Annotated in this window: 17 protein-coding genes and 1 other RNA gene; 4 read left to right on the top strand and 14 right to left on the bottom strand. The window is 50.2% G+C overall.

Going from position 1 to position 18,979, the window contains the following annotated elements:
* The first annotated feature begins 266 nt into the window (after positions 1–266).
* Positions 267–2,282 (top strand): DNA topoisomerase IV subunit B, encoded by a 2,016-nt coding sequence (parE, locus tag PsB1_RS00315; protein WP_284358373.1) that lies wholly within the window; start codon positions 267–269, stop codon positions 2,280–2,282.
* A gap of 83 nt (positions 2,283–2,365) precedes the next feature.
* On the top strand, positions 2,366–3,535 hold the full coding sequence (locus PsB1_RS00310) for a saccharopine dehydrogenase family protein (RefSeq protein ID WP_284358372.1): 1,170 nt from the start codon (positions 2,366–2,368) through the stop codon (positions 3,533–3,535).
* 3 nt (positions 3,536–3,538) lie between these two features.
* Here PsB1_RS00310 and recR read toward each other — a convergent pair whose 3' ends face one another.
* The 4 genes from recR to ffs all read right to left on the bottom strand — a co-directional run bounded on the left by recR (position 3,539) and on the right by ffs (position 6,647).
* A complete protein-coding gene (recR, locus tag PsB1_RS00305; protein WP_284358371.1) occupies positions 3,539–4,165 on the bottom strand; it encodes a recombination mediator RecR in 627 nt (208 codons plus the stop codon).
* 1 nt (position 4,166) lies between these two features.
* Positions 4,167–4,493 carry a YbaB/EbfC family nucleoid-associated protein gene (locus PsB1_RS00300; RefSeq protein ID WP_284358370.1) on the bottom strand — a complete coding sequence of 109 codons (327 nt, stop codon included), beginning with the start codon at positions 4,491–4,493 and terminating at the stop codon, positions 4,167–4,169.
* Between the two features lie 44 nt (positions 4,494–4,537).
* On the bottom strand, positions 4,538–6,457 hold the full coding sequence (locus tag PsB1_RS00295; protein ID WP_284358369.1) for a DNA polymerase III subunit gamma/tau: 1,920 nt from the start codon (positions 6,455–6,457) through the stop codon (positions 4,538–4,540).
* 91 nt (positions 6,458–6,548) lie between these two features.
* An RNA gene (gene ffs, locus PsB1_RS00290) (signal recognition particle sRNA small type) lies at positions 6,549–6,647 on the bottom strand.
* Between the two features lie 104 nt (positions 6,648–6,751).
* Here ffs and nudC point away from each other — a divergent pair.
* The gene (gene nudC / locus PsB1_RS00285; protein ID WP_284358368.1) at positions 6,752–7,705 is read left to right on the top strand and encodes an NAD(+) diphosphatase; all 954 of its coding nucleotides are present in this window, start codon (positions 6,752–6,754) and stop codon (positions 7,703–7,705) included.
* Positions 7,706–7,734: 29 nt separating this feature from the next.
* Here the strand turns inward: nudC and PsB1_RS00280 are convergent, their stop codons facing one another.
* The 3 genes from PsB1_RS00280 to PsB1_RS00270 all read right to left on the bottom strand — a co-directional run bounded on the left by PsB1_RS00280 (position 7,735) and on the right by PsB1_RS00270 (position 13,034).
* On the bottom strand, positions 7,735–8,829 hold the full coding sequence (locus PsB1_RS00280) for an SH3 domain-containing protein (protein ID WP_284358367.1): 1,095 nt from the start codon (positions 8,827–8,829) through the stop codon (positions 7,735–7,737).
* Between the two features lie 743 nt (positions 8,830–9,572).
* Positions 9,573–10,709 carry an SH3 domain-containing protein gene (locus tag PsB1_RS00275; protein WP_284358366.1) on the bottom strand — a complete coding sequence of 379 codons (1,137 nt, stop codon included), beginning with the start codon at positions 10,707–10,709 and terminating at the stop codon, positions 9,573–9,575.
* Between the two features lie 180 nt (positions 10,710–10,889).
* Entirely contained in the window at positions 10,890–13,034 is a 2,145-nt protein-coding gene (locus PsB1_RS00270) for a sodium-translocating pyrophosphatase (protein ID WP_284358365.1), read from the bottom strand.
* 252 nt (positions 13,035–13,286) lie between these two features.
* Between PsB1_RS00270 and PsB1_RS00265 the strand changes: the two genes are divergently transcribed.
* A complete protein-coding gene (locus PsB1_RS00265) occupies positions 13,287–13,670 on the top strand; it encodes a hypothetical protein (protein ID WP_284358364.1) in 384 nt (127 codons plus the stop codon).
* 19 nt (positions 13,671–13,689) lie between these two features.
* On the opposite strand, the gene thiL is transcribed toward PsB1_RS00265, so the two are convergent.
* The 7 genes from thiL to glyA are packed head-to-tail and all read right to left on the bottom strand — an operon-like array spanning position 13,690 to position 18,861.
* On the bottom strand, positions 13,690–14,691 hold the full coding sequence (thiL, locus tag PsB1_RS00260) for a thiamine-phosphate kinase (RefSeq protein WP_284358363.1): 1,002 nt from the start codon (positions 14,689–14,691) through the stop codon (positions 13,690–13,692).
* A gap of 12 nt (positions 14,692–14,703) precedes the next feature.
* Complete coding sequence (gene nusB, locus PsB1_RS00255) at positions 14,704–15,237, bottom strand: transcription antitermination factor NusB (RefSeq protein ID WP_320412705.1); 534 nt, start codon at positions 15,235–15,237, stop codon at positions 14,704–14,706.
* A complete protein-coding gene (gene ribH, locus PsB1_RS00250; RefSeq protein ID WP_284358362.1) occupies positions 15,186–15,653 on the bottom strand; it encodes a 6,7-dimethyl-8-ribityllumazine synthase in 468 nt (155 codons plus the stop codon). The genes nusB and ribH overlap by 52 nt, the downstream gene beginning before the upstream one ends.
* A gap of 35 nt (positions 15,654–15,688) precedes the next feature.
* Positions 15,689–16,297, bottom strand: a complete 609-nt coding sequence (locus tag PsB1_RS00245) for a riboflavin synthase (protein ID WP_284358361.1) — start codon at positions 16,295–16,297, stop codon at positions 15,689–15,691.
* A gap of 10 nt (positions 16,298–16,307) precedes the next feature.
* Positions 16,308–17,021 (bottom strand): RibD family protein, encoded by a 714-nt coding sequence (locus tag PsB1_RS00240; RefSeq protein ID WP_284358360.1) that lies wholly within the window; start codon positions 17,019–17,021, stop codon positions 16,308–16,310.
* Positions 17,014–17,508 (bottom strand): transcriptional regulator NrdR, encoded by a 495-nt coding sequence (gene nrdR, locus PsB1_RS00235; protein ID WP_284358359.1) that lies wholly within the window; start codon positions 17,506–17,508, stop codon positions 17,014–17,016. Before nrdR ends, PsB1_RS00240 begins: the two co-directional genes overlap by 8 nt.
* Positions 17,509–17,562: 54 nt before the next feature.
* Entirely contained in the window at positions 17,563–18,861 is a 1,299-nt protein-coding gene (gene glyA, locus PsB1_RS00230; RefSeq protein ID WP_284358358.1) for a serine hydroxymethyltransferase, read from the bottom strand.
* Positions 18,862–18,979 lie beyond the last annotated feature (118 nt).

The following is an 18,979-nucleotide window of genomic DNA, read 5'->3' as shown; positions in this document are numbered from 1 at the left end:
ATAAAGAGATGGATGACACAAGACGGCAACTAAGCCTACAAGATGTTAGGTTACCCTTTGGTAAGTAAACACAAGGTTTACAAACGTGCAACCACTTTTTGGTAATTAAGATTTTTGAGACTGCTAGATGATCTGCTACTAGAAACACTTGACCCAGCACTCGAACAAGAGCCCATATCTGTGCATTGCCTAATCCCTAAAATTCGCTGCTTCGGCGGGTCATGGGAGGTCATCATATGTAAGTTCATCCTAGGGAAATCAGAAGAATGGCTAGCAATGCCGCTCCCAATTCAAATCTTTTCGATCAGTTCGAGCCAGAATCGACCTCAGCTGGAAGTTTAGGCTATTCGGCAAAAGATATTGAAGTTCTAGAAGGACTAGAACCGGTTCGTAAACGCCCTGGTATGTATATTGGCGGCACCGATGCTCGCGCGATGCATCACTTGTTTGCCGAGGTCCTTGATAACGCCATGGATGAAGTCGTCGCTGGCCATGCCACATGGATCGAAGTGACGCTAGAGGCCGATGGTGCTTTGGCAGTCGGTGATAATGGGCGCGGAATTCCGATCGATCCGCACCCAAAATATGTGGATAAATCGGCCTTAGAAGTTGTTATGACCGTACTTCATGCCGGGGGTAAATTCTCTGATAAGGCCTATCAAACCTCTGGCGGTCTTCATGGCGTAGGCGTCTCGGTTGTCAATGCACTGTCAAACCGCTTGGAAGTTGAAGTTGCGCGCGACAAACGACTGTATCGCATGCAATTCTCGCGCGGCATGCCACAGGGCCCGATCGAGCATTTAGGGCCGATTCATAACCGCAGGGGTAGTGTTGTTCGGTTTCATCCAGACCCAGAAATCTTTGGAGAAGGCGCAAGCTTTGATCCTGCGCGCCTGTTTCGCATGGCGCGCTCAAAAGCCTATTTGTTTCGTGGCGTAGAGATCCGCTGGAAATGTGCGCCAGAACGCATAAAAGCCGGCGATCACACTCCAATTGAGGAAATTTTATGCTTTCCCAATGGATTGGCAGATTATCTTCATAGTACAATTGGGGATGCCCTAACCGTTACCAGCCAGGTATTTGCCGGGCGAACCACCCAAGCCGCTGGGCATGGCGGCGTTGAATGGGCGATGACTTGGGGTGTGCGCGGTTTTGGCGATCGCGATGGATTTCTTTTATCTTATTGCAACACCATTCCCACGCCAGAGGGCGGCACGCATGAACAAGGCCTGCGCGGTGTGATCACCAAAGGCTTGCGCAATTATGGTGAACTTGTAGGTGACAAAAAGGCTGCCCAAATCACCGCAGAGGATGTCTTTAACACTGCTGCGGCCTTGGTAAGTGTGTTCGTGCGTGAACCAGAATTTGTTGGTCAAACCAAGGATCGCTTGGCGACTGCGGAAGCTGCGCGTATCGTTGAAAATGCAATCCGGGATCCCTTCGATCATTGGTTGGGTGCCAGTCCGCGTGAAGCGCGCGCATTGCTGGATTGGGCCATCGCTCAAGCCGATGACCGGATGAAACGTCGCAAGGAAAAAGAAGTTCAGCGCCAAAGTGCAACGCGAAAATTGCGGCTACCTGGAAAATTGGCCGATTGTGCACGCCAAGACGCCATTGGTACCGAGATCTTTATTGTAGAGGGCGATTCTGCTGGTGGCAGCGCCAAGCAGGCGCGTGATCGCACCACACAAGCTATTTTGCCGCTACGTGGCAAAATCCTCAATGTCGCCAGCGCAGGAGGCGATAAGTTGGCGGGCAACCAAGAATTGTCGGATCTGGCTTTGGCACTTGGAGTTGCCCCGGGCGCGAAGTTCCGGTTGCAGGATTTACGCTATGAGCGGATCATTATCATGACCGACGCGGACGTGGACGGTGCCCATATTGCGGCACTATTAGCGACCTACTTCTTCCGCGCTATGCCCCAATTGGTGCATGCAGGGCGCCTATTTGTGGCTTTACCACCTCTTTACCGCCTCACGCATAATGGCAAAACACTCTATGCCAAAAATGATGCGCATAAGGATGAATTGCTCAAAACTGCCTTTGGCCCGCGCGCAAAGGTTGAGGTCGGTCGCTTTAAAGGCCTTGGCGAGATGATGCCAGCACAGCTTAAGCTTACGACCATGAACCCAGCCACACGGACACTGGCGCGTTTAGTGATCCCGGAAGGAGATATACCCGGTGTGGGCGAGTTGGTTGAGACCTTGATGGGGCGCAAGCCAGAGCTAAGGTTTAAATGGCTACAGGAAAATGCGCGTTATGCAGAAGAGCTTGACGTTTGAGGCAGGAACAAATTTGGGGCTTGCCCATTTCATCCTTCTGCGCCAAACAAATAGCCAAACAAAACATGCTGGGAGCCTAAAGAATGAGCCGGGACATTGACATCATTGTATTTGGCGCATCTGGATTTACCGGTCGTCTTGTCGCTGAATATCTTGCCAAAACCTATCCAAGCGGTGTGCGCTGGGCGATGGGGGGGCGTAATGAACAAAAGCTTACCGCCGTGCGCGATGAAATTGGTGCCCCAAAAGATACGCCCATCATTGTCTGTGATACCGAAGATGCAGCGTCTTTAAAAGCGATGATTTCTTCAACCATAGTGCTTTTAACCACCGTTGGCCCCTATCAGACCTATGGCAGCGAAGTGGTTGCCGCCTGCGCCGAACTGGGCACCGATTATGTCGATTTATGTGGTGAGCCTGCGTGGATGCGCGCCATGATTGATGCACATGAAGCCAAGGCCAAAGCTTCTGGCGCGCGGATTGTGTTCTCGTGTGGCTTTGATTCCATTCCATTTGATCTAGGCGTTCAATTGGCACAAGAAGCCATGCTGACCCGTTCCGGTAAGCCTGCGCGCAACATGAAGGGCCGTGTGCGCAAAATGCGGGGAACATTTTCGGGTGGAACCGCAGCCAGCCTCAAGGCCACGATGGCAGCCGCGATGAAAGACCCGGGCATAATGGATTTGTTACGCAATCCTTTTGCTTTAACTCCCGGATTTGAAGGCCCAGCTCAGCCCCATGGTCAAAAGCCGTATTTCGACGAAAAATTAGGCACGTGGGTTGCCCCTTTTGTGATGGCACCCATCAATACCCGTAATGTCCATCGCACAAACGCGCTCCTTGGCCATCCATATGGCAAAGACTTTGTCTATGAAGAAATGTTGGTCACGGGGCCCGGTGATAAGGGAAAGGAGATTGCCTTTGCGGTCGCTGGCGACAAAAGCTTAGGCGCAGAGGGCGGCCCAAAACCCGGCGAAGGCCCGTCCAAGGAAGAACGCGAAGCTGGCTTTTATGACGTACTTTTCGTCGCAGAGGCCGAAGCTGGGCCGGATGTCCAAGTCGTTGTGACAGGTGACCGCGACCCCGGCTATGGTTCCACCTCAAAGATGATCACAGAAGCGGCGCTTTGCCTAATCCAAGAAGCTAAGGATGCCAAAGGTGGGATTTGGACGCCCGGCGCCATCATGGGCCCTGCCCTTCGCGCCCGCCTGATCAAGAGTGCAGGCCTGACCTTTGACGTCATTGTACCTTAAAAACTAAACGGTGCGGCGGGCTTTAAGGGCCGCCAGTAAAGTGCCGTCGTCGAGATGATCCAACTCACCACCCATCGGTACGCCTTGCGCAAGGCGGGTGGTCTTAACGCCACTATCTGCCAGTAAATCAGCGAGATAATGGGCTGTCGTCTGGCCTTCTACTGTGGCGGCGAGCGCTAAGACCACTTCGCGTATCTGGCCCAAGCCAACGCGCGCCAAAAGGCCTCCAATACGCAAATCCTCCGGCCTAATCCCATCGAGGGCGGATAACACGCCGCCCAAGATATGATAGTGACCCGAAAAAGCGCCCGAGCGCTCCAGCGCCCATACATCGCTGACATCGACAACCACACACAGGATCGTGGGATCGCGCGACGGGTCGATACAAATGGCACAAGGATCCATCGTATCCAAATTACCGCATTGGCTACACTGCTTAATCTTGAGCGCCGCATCGCCAAGCGCTTCGCCCAGTGGCTGCATCAGCGTTTCACGCTTTCGCAACAGATGTAACGCGGCGCGACGGGCAGAGCGAGGCCCCATGCCCGGCAATTTTGCCAGAAGCGATACTAAGCGCTCAATCTCTGGGCTCGCTACCGCCCGCTTGGTGCGTGAAACTGGCTCACCCATCCTAAAATGGCATCTTAAAGCCGGGCGGTAGGGGCAAGCCCCCCATCAGATCCTTTTCCATAGCACCACGGCTTACTTCTACCTTTTTGCGGGCATCTTCAAAGGCCGCCTTGATCAAATCTTCAAGAATTTCAACATCTTCTGGGACACATAAACTTGGGTCAATGGATAGTGCGATCAATTTACCCTCGCCATTGGTGGTTACTTTGACCAAGCCGCCACCCGATTGGCCTTCGGCTTCAATTTTTTCCATCTTCTTTTGTGCATCTGCGACCTTTGTCTGCATCTGCTGCATGGTTTTCATCAACCCGCTGAGGTCTTTCATCATGTCTATTCCAGTCCCTTTGACCATGATCGATTGGGGTAAACAGCTTAATCCCCTACCCGTTTGCGGGTAAAGTCCACCGATAAAACATTGTCTGGCGCAATGCTATCCTCATCGACTTCCACTTCCATTGCATCGAGATCAATTGGAGAGGTCTCATGCTGGATCGCACTGGGCACCGGTGCCGGTCTAATTTCAACAATACGTGCGCCGGGGAAGGCTTCCAGTGCCGCTTGAATTTCTGGTGCGGCTGTTGCGGCGTCTAAACGCTCTTGCGCCAAACGTTTGGTGCGCTCAACAATACTTTCGCGCCCGCCTTTTCCCAATTCCACACGCCATTGGGATTGGGTAAGCGCTGTTAAGGCCTCAGCCGTACGCTTTAGAAGATCTGCGGGGGCATTGGGCAGAAGCTCAATCACCAGCTCTCCAGGTTTAAACCCGATCAGTCGCACAAAGCGCTCTAACTCTGTTACCAGCACGATTTCACGGGCTTCTTCGAGCATTTCGAGAGCCATCTCAAAGCTACTTGGCCCAAAGGCCGCTATGACTTGGGCGGCTACTTCAATGGGTTCGATAACTGGGTCGGGTGCCATGTTGGTAGCCGCTGTAGCGGCAGATTCTGGCGTATGAGGCAAGGCAGAGGACGCATTTGACTGTACTGGCGCAGCTGGAGTTGAGACAGATTGCCCCTGCAACAGGCGGGCTAAGTCCTCGGGCGGTGGCAAGCTCAAGGCAGCACACAGCCGTAACAAACACATTTCAGCGGCTTGAACGGGGTCTGGCGCGCGCGTTACTTCTTCAAACCCGCGCAACAACATCTGCCATAAGCGTGCCAAAGCCGCAGGCGACGTCGATTGGGCAAAGGCCCGCAAGCGTGCAATCTGATCGCTCGCACCAGCAGGATGCCAATCGCTACCCAGCACTTCAGCGCGGGTGATTTCATGGGTTAGGTCCATGAGGTCACGCAAAATCAGGCTGGGATCGGCCCCTATATCAAATTGCTCACGAAATTGCTCTAAAGCAGATTTGGCGTCACCCTTTAGGATGGAACCAATGAGGTCCAAGGTGCGTGAGCGGTCCGCGAGACCCAGCATATCACGGATATCGGCGCCTGAAACACCATTGCCACGGTCTTGCACGATGGCTTGATCTAAAAGCGAAAGACCATCGCGGGCGGAACCTTCTGCGGCACGCGCAATGAGGTCAAGCCCGTCTCGGGCAATCATGGTGCCTTCCTTCTGTGCGATCCTTTCGAGATAATCAGCAAGGATTGCAGGCTCAATGCGGCGCAAATCAAAGCGCTGGCAGCGCGACAATATGGTTACAGGAACTTGACGAATTTCGGTTGTCGCAAAGATGAATTTGACGTGCGGCGGGGGTTCTTCCAGCGTTTTCAACAAGGCGTTGAACGCGCTTTTGGACAGCATGTGCACTTCGTCGATGATATAGACCTTATAGCGCGCAGCGATGGGTCCATAGCGCACCCCATCGAGCAATTCGCGCATGTCCCCAACCCCGGTACGCGAGGCGGCATCAAGCTCAAACACATCAGGATGATTACCACGCGTGATCGCTTCACATTGGCTACCAAGCGGGTCAAGCACCATAGAGGGGTGATCGATGGAGGGCGACTGGTAGTTTAGAGCCCTAGCAATCAGCCGCGCTGTAGTCGTTTTACCAACCCCACGCACCCCTGTCAGCATAAAAGCATGTGCGATACGGTTCGCGCCAAAGGCATGGGTTAAAGTCCGCACCATGGCTTCTTGGCCAATCAAATCTTCAAACCGCTGCGGGCGATATTTTCTGGCGAGCACCAAATAAGGCTGGGTTGGCGCAATAGGTAGGGCACCCTCTTGATCAAAAATCGAAATGGTCAACATATCCGGGTCAGATTGTGCATCCATAGCTGCATTGTGCACCCCAAGAATTGGATGTTCACCTCTATCAAGCAGATCCATCTCATCCATAGCGGGGTTCCAAAACCATCAATCCATCCTAGGCAAAGGGCGGATCACCATGTGGCTTTACTTTTGATAACAAGCCCAGCTTTCCTAGTGAGGGTGGAGACCGAACGGCGACCCACAGCAAAACTCGTTGCGGCTGCTTCCTTCCGGACCTGACCGAATTGGCGAGGACTATGTCCACCGCCGATCTCCTCCTTCTCTATCGCAATTCGGCGATAGAGATTCAAGCTTTAAAGACTGCACCCATGCGGAAAATCTCCGCTTGACCAACACATAGCAGCCAGTTCAGATGCTTCAATGGTCACCCTATCTTCACCAATTCCTTTTAGTGCTTTTCCCCTTGATCGTGCCGGAGCAAGACGGCGTGATCAGGATTTTATCTTCGACCTATTGCGTCTTCGCGATACAGATTTAGTCTTAATCCAAGACGGCAAGCCGGTTTTAAAAGTCGGTGGGCAGCCATCAGCACCTAGAAAATTGTTACGACTCGCCGCCGCCAGCCGGGCTGGTTTTTTGCAAGAGCACAACGACACACTCATCTTTATGGGGCAAAATACGCATGGGCGCGCGACGTTTGCCGCGTCTTTACCCTCCAGTTTTGATTGGGATGACGGCCCATTACAGGGTTTAGGTGAGATTGAAGACATGAGAATGGCGGCAGGTGTAATGGATGTCGGCGACCTGGCCATTGCTGGAACCGCCAAATCTATTCTCGATTGGCACAGTCGTCATCGTTTCTGTGCTAATTGCGGCGTACCGTCTCAGGTGGCAGAAGCAGGCTGGAAGCGCCATTGCACGAATTGCGATAGCGAACATTTTCCGCGCACAGACCCTGTTGCGATCATGTTGGCCGTCCATGGTAATCGATGCTTACTAGGTCGGGGGCCAGGGTTTAGGGCTGGCTATGTTTCTGCTTTAGCCGGATTTATAGAACCTGGTGAAACTATAGAGGAGGGTTGCGCACGGGAATTACATGAGGAAGCAGGTGTGACCATGACCCATGCCCGTATTGTGGCCAATCAACCTTGGCCTTTTCCCTCGCAATTGATGATCGGCTTGATTGCTTCAGTCAAGAACCTTGAATTGACCATTGATCTGCACGAAATCTCTGAAGCGATCTGGTTTACCCGAGAGGAGGCGCGCGCCTTGCTATCAGAAGGCGGCTGTAGGCGTGATGGTGTCACACTGCGCGCGCCACCACCTCTTGCTATAGCACATCACTTAATTCAACATTGGATCCACGAAGGCTAATCGGGGCTCTCTATGTGTTGATTTTACCCTTATTGTGAAGGAGGTTGAGACGAAGACTGGGCCGAGTTTGGCGTGGTTGAAGCCACGCCACTGATAGTATCACTTTGTGTGGATTTACCTTTGACACTGGTGGGCGTCCCATTTGAAACATCACCAGTGATCTGATCTTGCAAAAGTTTTGCGGGGTCGATGGGTGCACTTTGCCCTTGGGGAATGTTGGGACCTGGCGCGTCTGTACCATCTGGATAGACCCATCGTGACGCACGACTATCGATGCTGATCGAACTTCTCGGAGCAAACCCTTGCGAGCCATCATTTAGTCGCAAAATGTACCATGCAATACTGGAATTGGTTTGCCCGATGACACGTACCATTTCCCCGATTTGTAGCGCGCGAATGGTCCGAGAATTTTCAAACGGTGTCGCTTGTACATTGGCTACTCTCATAGCTCGGCCAAGAACCCCAACATTTGAATAATCTGAGACATTCAGCTCATCTACAGCTGAATCATCATCAACAGTTGTAAAACGTTGAAGCAAAAAAACTGTGCTATTGGCACCTAAAGGTACGCGCATCCACAACTCACCCTCGGCTTCAACAACGCCATCGGAGACCAGTCGTGTTCCACCATCTACTGTGCCAACGATTTTACCTGACATAGAAGGTGTTTCGCGGAGATTTAAGAGGGCAGACGTGACGATATTACGAACCCCGCCATTGATTTTACTCGCAGATTTTCCTGCTATCAATTCGCGAAACAAGGCCTTTGGCGCAAACCCTTTTGCACCATCAACTGCAGTCAAGGACAACCACTCAATGCCAGACTTCATGCCAACCACCTGACCTGAAACAATTGTTCCTTCCTTAAGGTTAAGAGCGATTGGTGCATCAATATCAGGCTCTCGGCGCACTGCTATCCGTCCAAGAGCGCTATAGGACCTAGGAGCTTCTAAAACCTCCTCTTCGTGATGGTGATGGTCAAAAAGGCTGGTAAAACCAAAAACAGCGCCATAACCAATCAAACACGTCACACCAATAGCCACCAGGGTGAGAAAAATACGGGATCCTAAGCCTGATTTAGTCTCGTCGACTTCTAAGTTTGAATCAAAATCATGCGAATACATAACCTATGTCTCCGTTAGAGATCCCAATGAAATCATTTCATGGCCGCTTTGGCTTATTGTAGAACACATGTGTAATCTAAACCAATCACATGTCGGCTTATCCCATTGCGATAGTCTTACCATACACCATAGATCTCCACACCTTAGCTTTATAAAATGGAAAACTGAATTTCAACCTATAGTTCTTGATAGCCAAAACGGGTCAAACTGTTCGTTTGGTTCCATTAAGGAGGGTAGACAACCTCAACGCTGGGCTTGCACTTAATAGCCCAAATGCTCAACGTCTCAAAGGGTCGTTCTTCTCTAGCTACTTAAACAGCCGAACTATCAATGTCGGGCATAGGTAACCGGCTCATCGCAGGTTTGGTACTTGATCGTGTTTGGAGCAAGCTGCCATTTACTTTTATGCCGATCAGCTGATGACATCGTGCTTAACAAAGCCCTTGTTGACATCCTCAATCGCTGCGTTAATCAAGCATAAAATCGCTGAATCAATGGGAAACTGGAAGCGCAAGGCATGTCACCTCTTCCTTCCAGCCGTTCATACAGATGTAAACCCCATGCAATAAGGATTTGCAAGGTGAAGGCTCTCCTGATCGAGACCCCCTTCAAAACATTCACCACCTTCATGCAGCCTAGGTGATCACAAGGCCTTTTTATCTTAGCGAATTGGAACCAACTCCAATCCTATGGCTATGAAGACAATTACCAAAAAGGGCTAAAGTTAAGCCTTTTTGCCTGTTTCAAGGTCTGCCAGCTTCTGGATTTGTATCTGTTGGTGCAGCAAGGCTTGGCAGATTGGCTGGGGTGGTGGCAGGTTGGGAAACGGCTTGACCAGGTGGTGAGACGATCGTTTGTGACCCTGCTGCACTATGAGAAGTATCGGGTTCACCAGAAGATGTTGAAGTGGTAGGCATCGCAATCGGGGCCATAGATGCAAAAGCAATCCAACCCGTCCGGCCATCGGTGAGGGATATTTGAAACCAAGTTCCTGTTGCATTGGTTAATTGACCAATCACGCTAACCATTAGCCCAGTTTGCACTTGACCAATTTGCACGCTTTCATACCCAGGTTGCAGCCGTAAAGCAGCAGGGGGACCGATGATCTGATAGGTTATACTTTGATTATGCATCCATGGCCCGATCTGCACTGGCATAATTGGTCCATTGACGGCTTGGATTGTGTTTACGGCTGTAGGGTCAATATTTGAAAAATCCCCCTCCCCGTCGCCTAAAGTTGCCAATAAGGTTTCGCGCACAAAGCCAGAGCGCGAGCGATCATGGGGTAAAGTGATGCGGGCCCAATCCCTTCCCCTCACATGAAGTCGACCCGTCATATCCAATACAACCCCCTTGGCCAAATTAACGATAACTGCACTGTCGGGATCGGGCGAGACAAAGGCTTGTGCATCTTGACTTAATTGCCTGACAGCTGGGGGTGAAATTTGGGTCAGATTTAAGCCATCCGTCCGGGCCGTAAGGCCAGAATCATTTAGGTGTGAATTCTGACTTTCTTGGGTTGCAGGGTTATCAACTGGGGGTGAGGGTGCAAAGATCCGCGCGCTAATAATGCCTAAAAGGGCCAAACCTGACCCTAAAGCGACCAAGCGTGAAAATTGAATTACCCCTTTGCTGGGCACAAAAAACGGCTGAAATTGTCCTTTTAGATCTTTTCGGTGGTCTGACACTTTTAGCAAGGCTTGGCTATTAGAAATGGCCATGTTTGAAGGGGTGTCTATCTCTTCATGCTCGTAGTCTGCAGGAACTAAATGGCCTAGAAGTGCAAGCGGGCTATTACAGGCTGGGCAGACACTGTCGAAGCCTGCATAGGGCAAATCAATTCCCTGGGCGGCAAAATGACATAAGGAAGGATCGTTCAAACATTGCCCTTTGAGCACGTCTGCTACTCCAAGACTGACTTGTTTCTACAAAGCCAATTTTCATAAGCCTATCTAAACCATGGGATTTAGCCAAGCCTCTAAACCAAACGCGCACATGGCCATCATAAAAAAGCCCTAGCTGCTAGCTAGGGCTTTTAATCCGGATAAAAGGTCAAGTCGTTAGGCTTGATGGGCCAATAAAGCCAACAACAACAAAGCCACAATATTGGTGATCTTGATCATTGGATTGACCGCTGGACCCGACGTATCCTTGTAAGGATCGCCAACCGTATCGCCAGTGACAGAGGCTTTGTGGGCATCAGAGCCCTTCAAATGCTTGACGCCATCACGATCAACAAAGCCATCCTCAAAGGATTTTTTGGCATTATCCCAAGCGCCGCCACCTGAAGTCATCGATATAGCCACGAATAAGCCAGTAACAATAACCCCAAGCAACATCGCCCCAACAGCAGCCAAAGCTTGCGCCTTGCCCGCTATAGCATCGATCGCGAAGAACAAGACGATTGGCGACAACACTGGCAAAAGCGACGGCACAATCATCTCTCGGATCGCCGCTTTGGTTAGAATGTCAACGGCGCGACCATAATCAGGCTTACCCGTTCCTTCCATAATGCCAGAAATATCCCGAAATTGGCGGCGAACTTCTTGCACCACTGCTTCAGCGGCACGACCCACCGCAGTCATCGACCAGCCACCAAATAAATAAGGCAACAAGCCGCCAATGAGGAGACCTACCACCACATATGGGTTTGAGAGATCAAAACTGACATTAACCCCGGCAAAATAAGGATATTGTATGGGGTTGGTTGAGAAATATTTGAGATCTTCGGTATAGGCAGCAAATAAAACAAGCGCGCCCAAACCAGCTGAACCGATGGCATAACCCTTGGTGACGGCCTTGGTTGTATTACCCACAGCGTCAAGCGCATCGGTAGTTCTACGAACTTCAGGTGGAAGATTAGCCATTTCAGCTATCCCGCCTGCATTATCGGTAACCGGACCAAACGCATCGAGTGCTACGATAATGCCAGCAACCGACAACATGGTGGTGGTGGCAATGGCAATGCCAAAAAGTCCGGCAAGGTTAAAGGTCGTCAAAATACCACCAACAATAATCAAGGCCGGTAATGCGGTTGCTTCCATGGAGACAGCCAAGCCTTGGATCACATTGGTACCATGGCCTGAGACTGACGCCTGCGCGACCGATCGGACAGGGCGGTAATCTGTGCCTGTGTAATATTCTGTCACCCATACGATGGCTGCGGTGACAAGAAGACCCATAAGACCTGATAAAAACAAATTCATCGCCGTGATTGATACACCGGCAGTTGTGACATAAGTTTGCGTGATCAGGGTTTGAACAACCCAATAAAGGCCTGCAACCGACAAAAGGCCAGCAGCAATCAAGCCCTTATAAAGGGCATTCATGATGTTGTTATCTTTACCCAAACGGACGAAAAAGGTACCGATGATCGAAGTGATGATGGCCATAGCACCGATAGCTAATGGCAAGGACATCATGATTTGCGCACCCGTATCCCTGAAGAAGATCGAAGCCAACACCATGGTTGCCACCAAAGTCACGGCATAGGTTTCAAACAAGTCAGCAGCCATACCAGCACAGTCGCCAACATTGTCGCCTACATTATCTGCAATCGTGGCAGGGTTGCGTGGATCATCCTCTGGAATGCCCGCTTCAACCTTACCAACCATATCACCACCTACGTCGGCCCCTTTGGTGAATATACCCCCACCCAGACGGGCGAAGATAGAAATCAACGAAGCACCAAAGCCAAAAGCAACCAAGGGGTCAATTACTGAGCGGCTGGTTGGATCATGGCCTAAGATTTGGGTCAACAAATAAAAATAGCCAGCGACACCGATTAGCGCGAGGCCAGCTACCAACATGCCAGTTACAGCACCAGAGCGAAATGCCATGGATAGCCCAAGGGCCAAACTGCCCCGCGAAGCCTCTGTCGTGCGGACATTGGCCCGAACCGACACCAACATGCCGACATAACCAGCCAAGCCCGACAAAACCGCACCGACCACAAACGCCAAGGAGGTTTCAATCTTAAACAAGACTGTCAAAAGGCAGGCAATAACAAAACCAACAATCCCGATGGTGGTATATTGGCGGTTAAGGTAGGCATTGGCACCTTCTTGAATAGCGGCCGCAATTTCTTGCATCCGCGCGTTACCTGGGCTTGCCTTTAGGACCTGTTGTACGGTGAAAAAGCCGTAAATGAGAGCAATAAAACCCGCTCCAATGGCTGCAATTACACTCAAGACGCTAACGTCCATGTTCTTCCTCTTTTCGTTTCCCGGCTTCTACAAGGTTAAAGTGCATCCTTAACACCTGAAAGAAACCCCCAACTATTGATGCGACCTCTTTAGGGCGCTACCATGCGAGTTGCAACGGCCACTGGCTTGTTGAAGCCTTTGGGTAATTGGTCCATCACGCAAAACCTTAACATTCATGCAAAGAACAGGAAGGTCGGATAAATCATGATGTCGCCCTCTCGAAGAAACATGATGCGGTTTGGCCTTTCAATCGTGGCCTTAACCGCTCCCGCATTTGGTAACTCGGCTCTTGCGCAAGAAAAAAAACTGGAGGCTGCAGATCGTAGCAATTTGGAATTGAATTTTATCGTGATGCCAATTGTCCGAGATGGTGTTTTAGAAAATTATATTTTTGTCTTGTGTAATGTTCGCATGCAGGACGTTTCACAAGCTGATTTTGTGCGTGAAAAACATTTCCTAGTGCGAGATGCGATAACTAAACAAACTTCCCGTAACCCAATTCCTGCAGGAAAAACCCGCAATTCTTATGATACCGGCGCTATTAGCCGTGCGATTACCACAGCTATTACCAGCATTAAACCAGGATTAAAGGTTGTGAAAGTGCAGCTTACCAAAGTGGAATTCATGGGTCGCTAAACCAATGGATCGCTTGATCTCAGAATGACACACTCCAACCCATTTTTTTTGGTAGCCGAATTACTTGCCCTAAATAAGATATAGTCAGGCCTTGTCCTGGCCAACATTGGCCCACCTTGCTCAAGCGCGTACCATTTCTTTGTGCTTGGTTGATAAAATCTTCCGACTGCTCAGCAGAAACGCACATCAAAGCCTGATAATCCTCACCACCTGTTGCCAAGTTCAATAAGGCATCAACCCTGTTATCTGATTTTTCTACCCATTGGCTAGCCTCACTGGAAAGGGGTATACAATCAAGTGCCAATTCAATCCTTACCCTGGAATTGGTTGCAAGGTGAGCTGCATCTGCCAAAAGACCATCCGAGATATCAATACTGGCATGGGCATAATGCGCAATCGGCGCTGACATGGCTAAAGGCGTCGGGAGAGGTGCCAACGCAAAACCTTGACAGGCCTTCAAATCGTTTACGCTTTGCTTGCCAAGGCGTCCCTCTAAGCCTAGATAAGCATCCCCAATCACCCCGGTCACATACACATGGTCGCCAGGCTTGGCCCCAGACCTCAATATTGGAGCGTGTGAAGCTGCCAGTGGTTCCCCAATTAAGGTTAAGCTTGCAACAAGCGGGCCGGATGTTTGACTGGTGTCGCCGCCATAAAGCGGGCAATGATCACCCAATTCAGCCAAATCCTCACCAAGCCCCTTTATGAAAAGGGCTAAACGCGGTAAAGACCACGCTTTGGGCCAGGCCAAGGTCAAAAGAGCTCCACGCGGTCGACAACCTTTGGCAATTAAATCGGACAAATTCCGCCTGACTAAATGTTTGGCGACTAAATCTAGAGGGTCGTCAGGAAAAAAATGAGTTCCTTCAATAATTTGATCGCAAGTCACAACTTGACCATATGCGCTATGGGGTAGTTGCGCCACATCATCCTTAAGTTCAAATGCACCGGGCACTCCCAATGTTAGTGGAGCAAGCAATCGCTTGATCATTCCAAACTCATGGAGTGATTTTTGTGTCATGTCTTTATGCCATCAACAGGCAAGTTGGCGCAAATCGTTCGCGTTCAATTCACGCGCTAACCGATCAAGTAGGCCATTGGTAAATCCGCTTTCCGGCCCATCGAAAAATGCGTTGACTATGCCAACATATTCATCAATCACCACCGCGACGGGGACGTCAACGCGCCGCAACAACTCATAAGTGGCTGCCCGGACTGCAGCGCGAACGATCGAATCAATCCGCTCCAACCGCCAACCTTCAGCTAGGCGTTCCTTGATCGAAGCGTCGATTAGAGCCTGCTCTGCAACAACACCCTCCACGACACAGCGAAAAAAATCGGCATCCGCAGTTTCTAATGGACCAACCTCACTATCCTCGCCGAGACGAAAATTCAGATACTCGAGAACCGTGCTGGTCACGCCGCCTCCTGACATTTCCATTTGATACAAGGCTTGAACGGCCGCCAAGCGCGCACCACGGCGTGCATCGGATTGTACCTGTGGGTTAGTCCGGCTCATACGCCGCCCAAATTCAGACGCCGCTTGGTGGCCAGCAATGTCAAGCAAGCTTCCACTGCATCCTTGCCTTTGTTCTTTTGATCGCGCTTTGCCCGCACGAGGGCTTGGCTTTCATTTTCAACGGTAAGAATGCCATAGCCGATTGGTAAACCCTCAACGGACAAATCCATCAATGCGCGCGCACTTTCGCTGCACACATAATCATAATGACTGGTCTCGCCGCGAATGACGCATCCCAAGGCAACATAGCCATCATAGGATTTGCCAGTCGGCCGATGGGAGGAACGATCTGCATGCGCAATCACAGCAGGAATTTCAAAAACCCCAGGCACTTTAACCACGTCAAAGCTACCACGAACGTCTTCAATCGCTTGGGTAGCACCAGCAACAAGTTCGTCGGCAATATGGGGATAATAATTGCCTACCACAAATAAAAGATGAGGTGGGTTAAAGTTTAAAGTCATGGTACGATCCAAGTCAGAGGGAAAGAAGCATCAATCTAGTTTTTTCTGGATAGTATGCGTTCAACATAACGCGCAACCTGATCTGCTTCAACATTTACACGTGTGCCAGCTTTCAATCTTCCTAAAGTTGTGACTGCCCACGTATGCGGGATGATATTAACTCCGAATATAGCATCATCCACTTCATTGATTGTTAACGAGACCCCATCGATTGCAATAGAGCCTTTAGGGGCAATAAACTTTGCTATCGCCTCATCAATACGGATCAAAACGCGATGGCTGTCGTTTTCTTGGCGTACCTGCACCACCTCACCGATACCATCAACATGGCCTGAAACCATATGACCACCCAATTCATCACCCACCTTAAGAGCACGCTCTAAGTTAAGCTTTGTTGCAAGACGCCAGTCATGAGCGCAAGTAACATCCAAGGTCTCTTGCGATACTTGTACCCGCCAAACAGACCCAGTAGGGCCTGGATTTAATTCGATCAGGGTCAAGCAAACACCTTGATGGGCAATTGATGCCCCAAGGGTAAGGGTGTTGACCTCATACTGGCTTGCAATGGTAAAAATCGCATCCGTGCCTAGGCGATGATCATAACCTATCACAGTTCCAATATCGGTAATGATCCCGGTAAACATGACGAGCCTTCTATTGCTTTTCAATCTTATAGGTTTCTAAGAGATCCGGGCCAAAAGATTGGGTGTCGATTTTATGCAATCTCCATGCCTGTGCCAGCTCGACCACCCCCAGACTTTCAAACACCGAACGGCCATCGCCTCCAAGTAATATTGGGGCGCGGAACCATGCAATGGTGTTAACTAATCCTGCCCGCAGAAAAGATGAGGCAAGACTTGGGCCCGCTTCAATCATGAGCGATCTGACCCCATAGCTTCTTTCCAAGATTGTCAAAGTTGCGGCCAGATCCAAGTGAACTGCACCAGTATGCTTACTTGCATCAGAATACGAACCTGCAATAGGAACATTATGATGCTTAATACCCAAGGAACTTGCCCAAGCAGGGATTACCCCCCCCTCCTTGGTAAACCAAACCACTTGGCCTTGATCTGAACTCGTTACCAACTTGGCGGTTGCGGGCAAACGTGCATGTGTATCTAATAATGCCCGCAAGGGCTGAGACACCTTATCTTGGCCATAGCGGGCCGTTAGAAGTGGATCGTCCGCTAACACGGTTCCAATGCCTGTTATTATGCAATCATAGCTTGCGCGCATGCGATGAACTTCTTGACGCGCCAAAGATCCCGTAATCCATTGGCTGGCCCCGATAACCGTGGCGATGCGAGCATCTAAACTGGTTGCAAGCTTCAGTGTTACATTCACTTGGCGTGGATTAGGCTTATTCATCTTTCAAGGATGGCCGATTGTGTAGATTGGTTTTTAAGGCTGTTAATTCATCATCCACAAATCGGTTAAAGTCTTCTGCCTCTCTAAAATCACGATAGACAGAGGCATAGCGAACAAAGGCGACTGGATCGGTCTCCCCCAAAGCATCTAACACATATTGACCCACCGTGCTGGTCGATATTTCGTTCTCCCCAGAGGTTTCCAACCGCCGCACGATGCCAGAAACAAGATGGTCAATCCGCTCTTCAGGGACATCCCGTTTACGCAAAGCGATCGTGACTGACCTTTGAAGCTTATCGCGATCAAATAATTCACGCACACCATCACGCTTAATCACTTTTAGTTCGCGCAATTGTACGCGCTCAAAGGTTGTAAAGCGCCCCTCGCACGCCGGGCATTGCCTACGACGGCGAATGGATGCACCATCCTCTGCAGGTCGGGAATCTTTGACTTGGGTATCAGCAAATCCACAATAAGGACAGCGCATAGAACAACCTTTGACGACGGTTAGGGCTTCTTTACCCCCTGTAAAGCCGCAAATCTAATAAATGGGAAAGCGCGCACACAAGGCTTCAACTTCACGGCGAACGCGCTGCTCAACTTCTGGGTTCCCTTCGGGCGTGCCGACAAGGGAATCAAGTACTTCAACAATCTTATGGCCAATCCAAGTGAATTCAGATACGCCAAACCCACGCGTGGTGCCTGCGGGGGATCCCAGTCGAATCCCCGATGTGGTGGATGGCGGCCTTGGATCAAACGGCACACCATTTTTATTACACGTTAAGCCAGCCCGCTCCAACGCGGCTTCACTGGCTTTACCAGTAAGGTCTTTAGGCTGCAAATCAACCAAAACAACATGGGTATCGGTACCACCCGATACCAGATCAAAGCCGCCTGCTTTCACGGCTGCTGCCATAGCTTGGGCATTTTCAACCACGTGCCGTGCATAAGCCTGAAAAGCTGGTGTCAAAGCTTCACCAAAGGCCACGGCTTTCGCAGCAATCACATGCATCAACGGCCCACCTTGTAACCCTGGAAACACGGCTGAATCGAATTTTTTTCCAAGTTCAAGATCATTGGACAAAATCATCCCACCCCGCGGCCCACGCAGTGTCTTATGCGTCGTTGTCGTAACAACATGTGCATGGCCCAAAGGGTTTGGATGAGCTCTACCCGCAACCAAACCAGAAAAATGGGCCATATCAACCATAAAATAAGCATCAAAACGGTCTGCAATCTCACGAAAACGGGCAAAATCTATATGCCGGGGGTAGGCCGATCCGCCAGCAATGATCAGTTTTGGTCTATGCTGGCGAGCTAATGCTTCAACGCCATCATAATCAATCAATTGATCTTCGCGATTAACCCCATAAGAAATCGCGTTAAACCACTTACCCGATTGGTTGGCTGGTGAGCCATGGGTTAAATGCCCACCGCTGGCCAAATCAAGCCCAAGAAAAGTATCGCCTGGCTTTAAAAGCGCAAAAAACACAGCTTGATTGGCTTGTGCCCCTGAATGGGGTTGGACATTGGCATAGGCACAATCAAACAAAGCTTTTGCACGTGTGATTGCCAAGTTTTCTGCAACATCCACATATTCACAACCACCATAATATCGACGCCCAGGATAACCTTCAGCGTATTTATTGGTCAAAACCGAACCCTGAACTTCAAGTACTGCTTTAGAAACGATATTCTCTGAAGCAATAAGTTCAATTTGGGTCTGTTGCCGATGCAGCTCACCTGCAAGAGCTTTAGCTAAGTCTGGATCCTGATTTTGAACACTACCCCCAAAAAAATTAATATTATCATATAGTTGGGGTGCTAAGGTCATTGACATGGTCGTATGTCTCCATTTTCCTACTCTTAGAGGAGGAGCCGTCCCAAACGCAACATTTCTTGCATCTAATCATACCTATAAGTAAGTAACTACACTTTGTTATTTCTTAAGGTTAACT

The organism is Candidatus Phycosocius spiralis (genome assembly GCF_030158815.1).
Taxonomy (GTDB): domain Bacteria; phylum Pseudomonadota; class Alphaproteobacteria; order Caulobacterales; family Aquidulcibacteraceae; genus Aquidulcibacter; species Aquidulcibacter spiralis.
This window is presented reverse-complemented; position numbering and strand designations above follow the sequence as displayed.

Bases quoted from the DNA above. Each gene is read 5' to 3' on its own strand.
- parE (WP_284358373.1), top strand. From the start codon at position 267: ATGGCTAGCAATGCCGCTCCCAATTCAAATCTTTTCGATCAGTTCGAG.
- PsB1_RS00310 (WP_284358372.1), top strand. From the start codon at position 2,366: ATGAGCCGGGACATTGACATCATTGTATTTGGCGCATCTGGATTTACC.
- recR (WP_284358371.1), bottom strand. From the start codon at position 4,165: ATGGGTGAGCCAGTTTCACGCACCAAGCGGGCGGTAGCGAGCCCAGAG.
- PsB1_RS00300 (WP_284358370.1), bottom strand. From the start codon at position 4,493: ATGATGAAAGACCTCAGCGGGTTGATGAAAACCATGCAGCAGATGCAG.
- PsB1_RS00295 (WP_284358369.1), bottom strand. From the start codon at position 6,457: ATGGATGAGATGGATCTGCTTGATAGAGGTGAACATCCAATTCTTGGG.
- nudC (WP_284358368.1), top strand. From the start codon at position 6,752: ATGGTCACCCTATCTTCACCAATTCCTTTTAGTGCTTTTCCCCTTGAT.
- PsB1_RS00280 (WP_284358367.1), bottom strand. From the start codon at position 8,829: ATGTATTCGCATGATTTTGATTCAAACTTAGAAGTCGACGAGACTAAA.
- PsB1_RS00270 (WP_284358365.1), bottom strand. From the start codon at position 13,034: ATGGACGTTAGCGTCTTGAGTGTAATTGCAGCCATTGGAGCGGGTTTT.
- thiL (WP_284358363.1), bottom strand. From the start codon at position 14,691: ATGACACAAAAATCACTCCATGAGTTTGGAATGATCAAGCGATTGCTT.
- ribH (WP_284358362.1), bottom strand. From the start codon at position 15,653: ATGACTTTAAACTTTAACCCACCTCATCTTTTATTTGTGGTAGGCAAT.
- PsB1_RS00245 (WP_284358361.1), bottom strand. From the start codon at position 16,297: ATGTTTACCGGGATCATTACCGATATTGGAACTGTGATAGGTTATGAT.
- PsB1_RS00240 (WP_284358360.1), bottom strand. From the start codon at position 17,021: ATGAATAAGCCTAATCCACGCCAAGTGAATGTAACACTGAAGCTTGCA.
- nrdR (WP_284358359.1), bottom strand. From the start codon at position 17,508: ATGCGCTGTCCTTATTGTGGATTTGCTGATACCCAAGTCAAAGATTCC.
- glyA (WP_284358358.1), bottom strand. From the start codon at position 18,861: ATGTCAATGACCTTAGCACCCCAACTATATGATAATATTAATTTTTTT.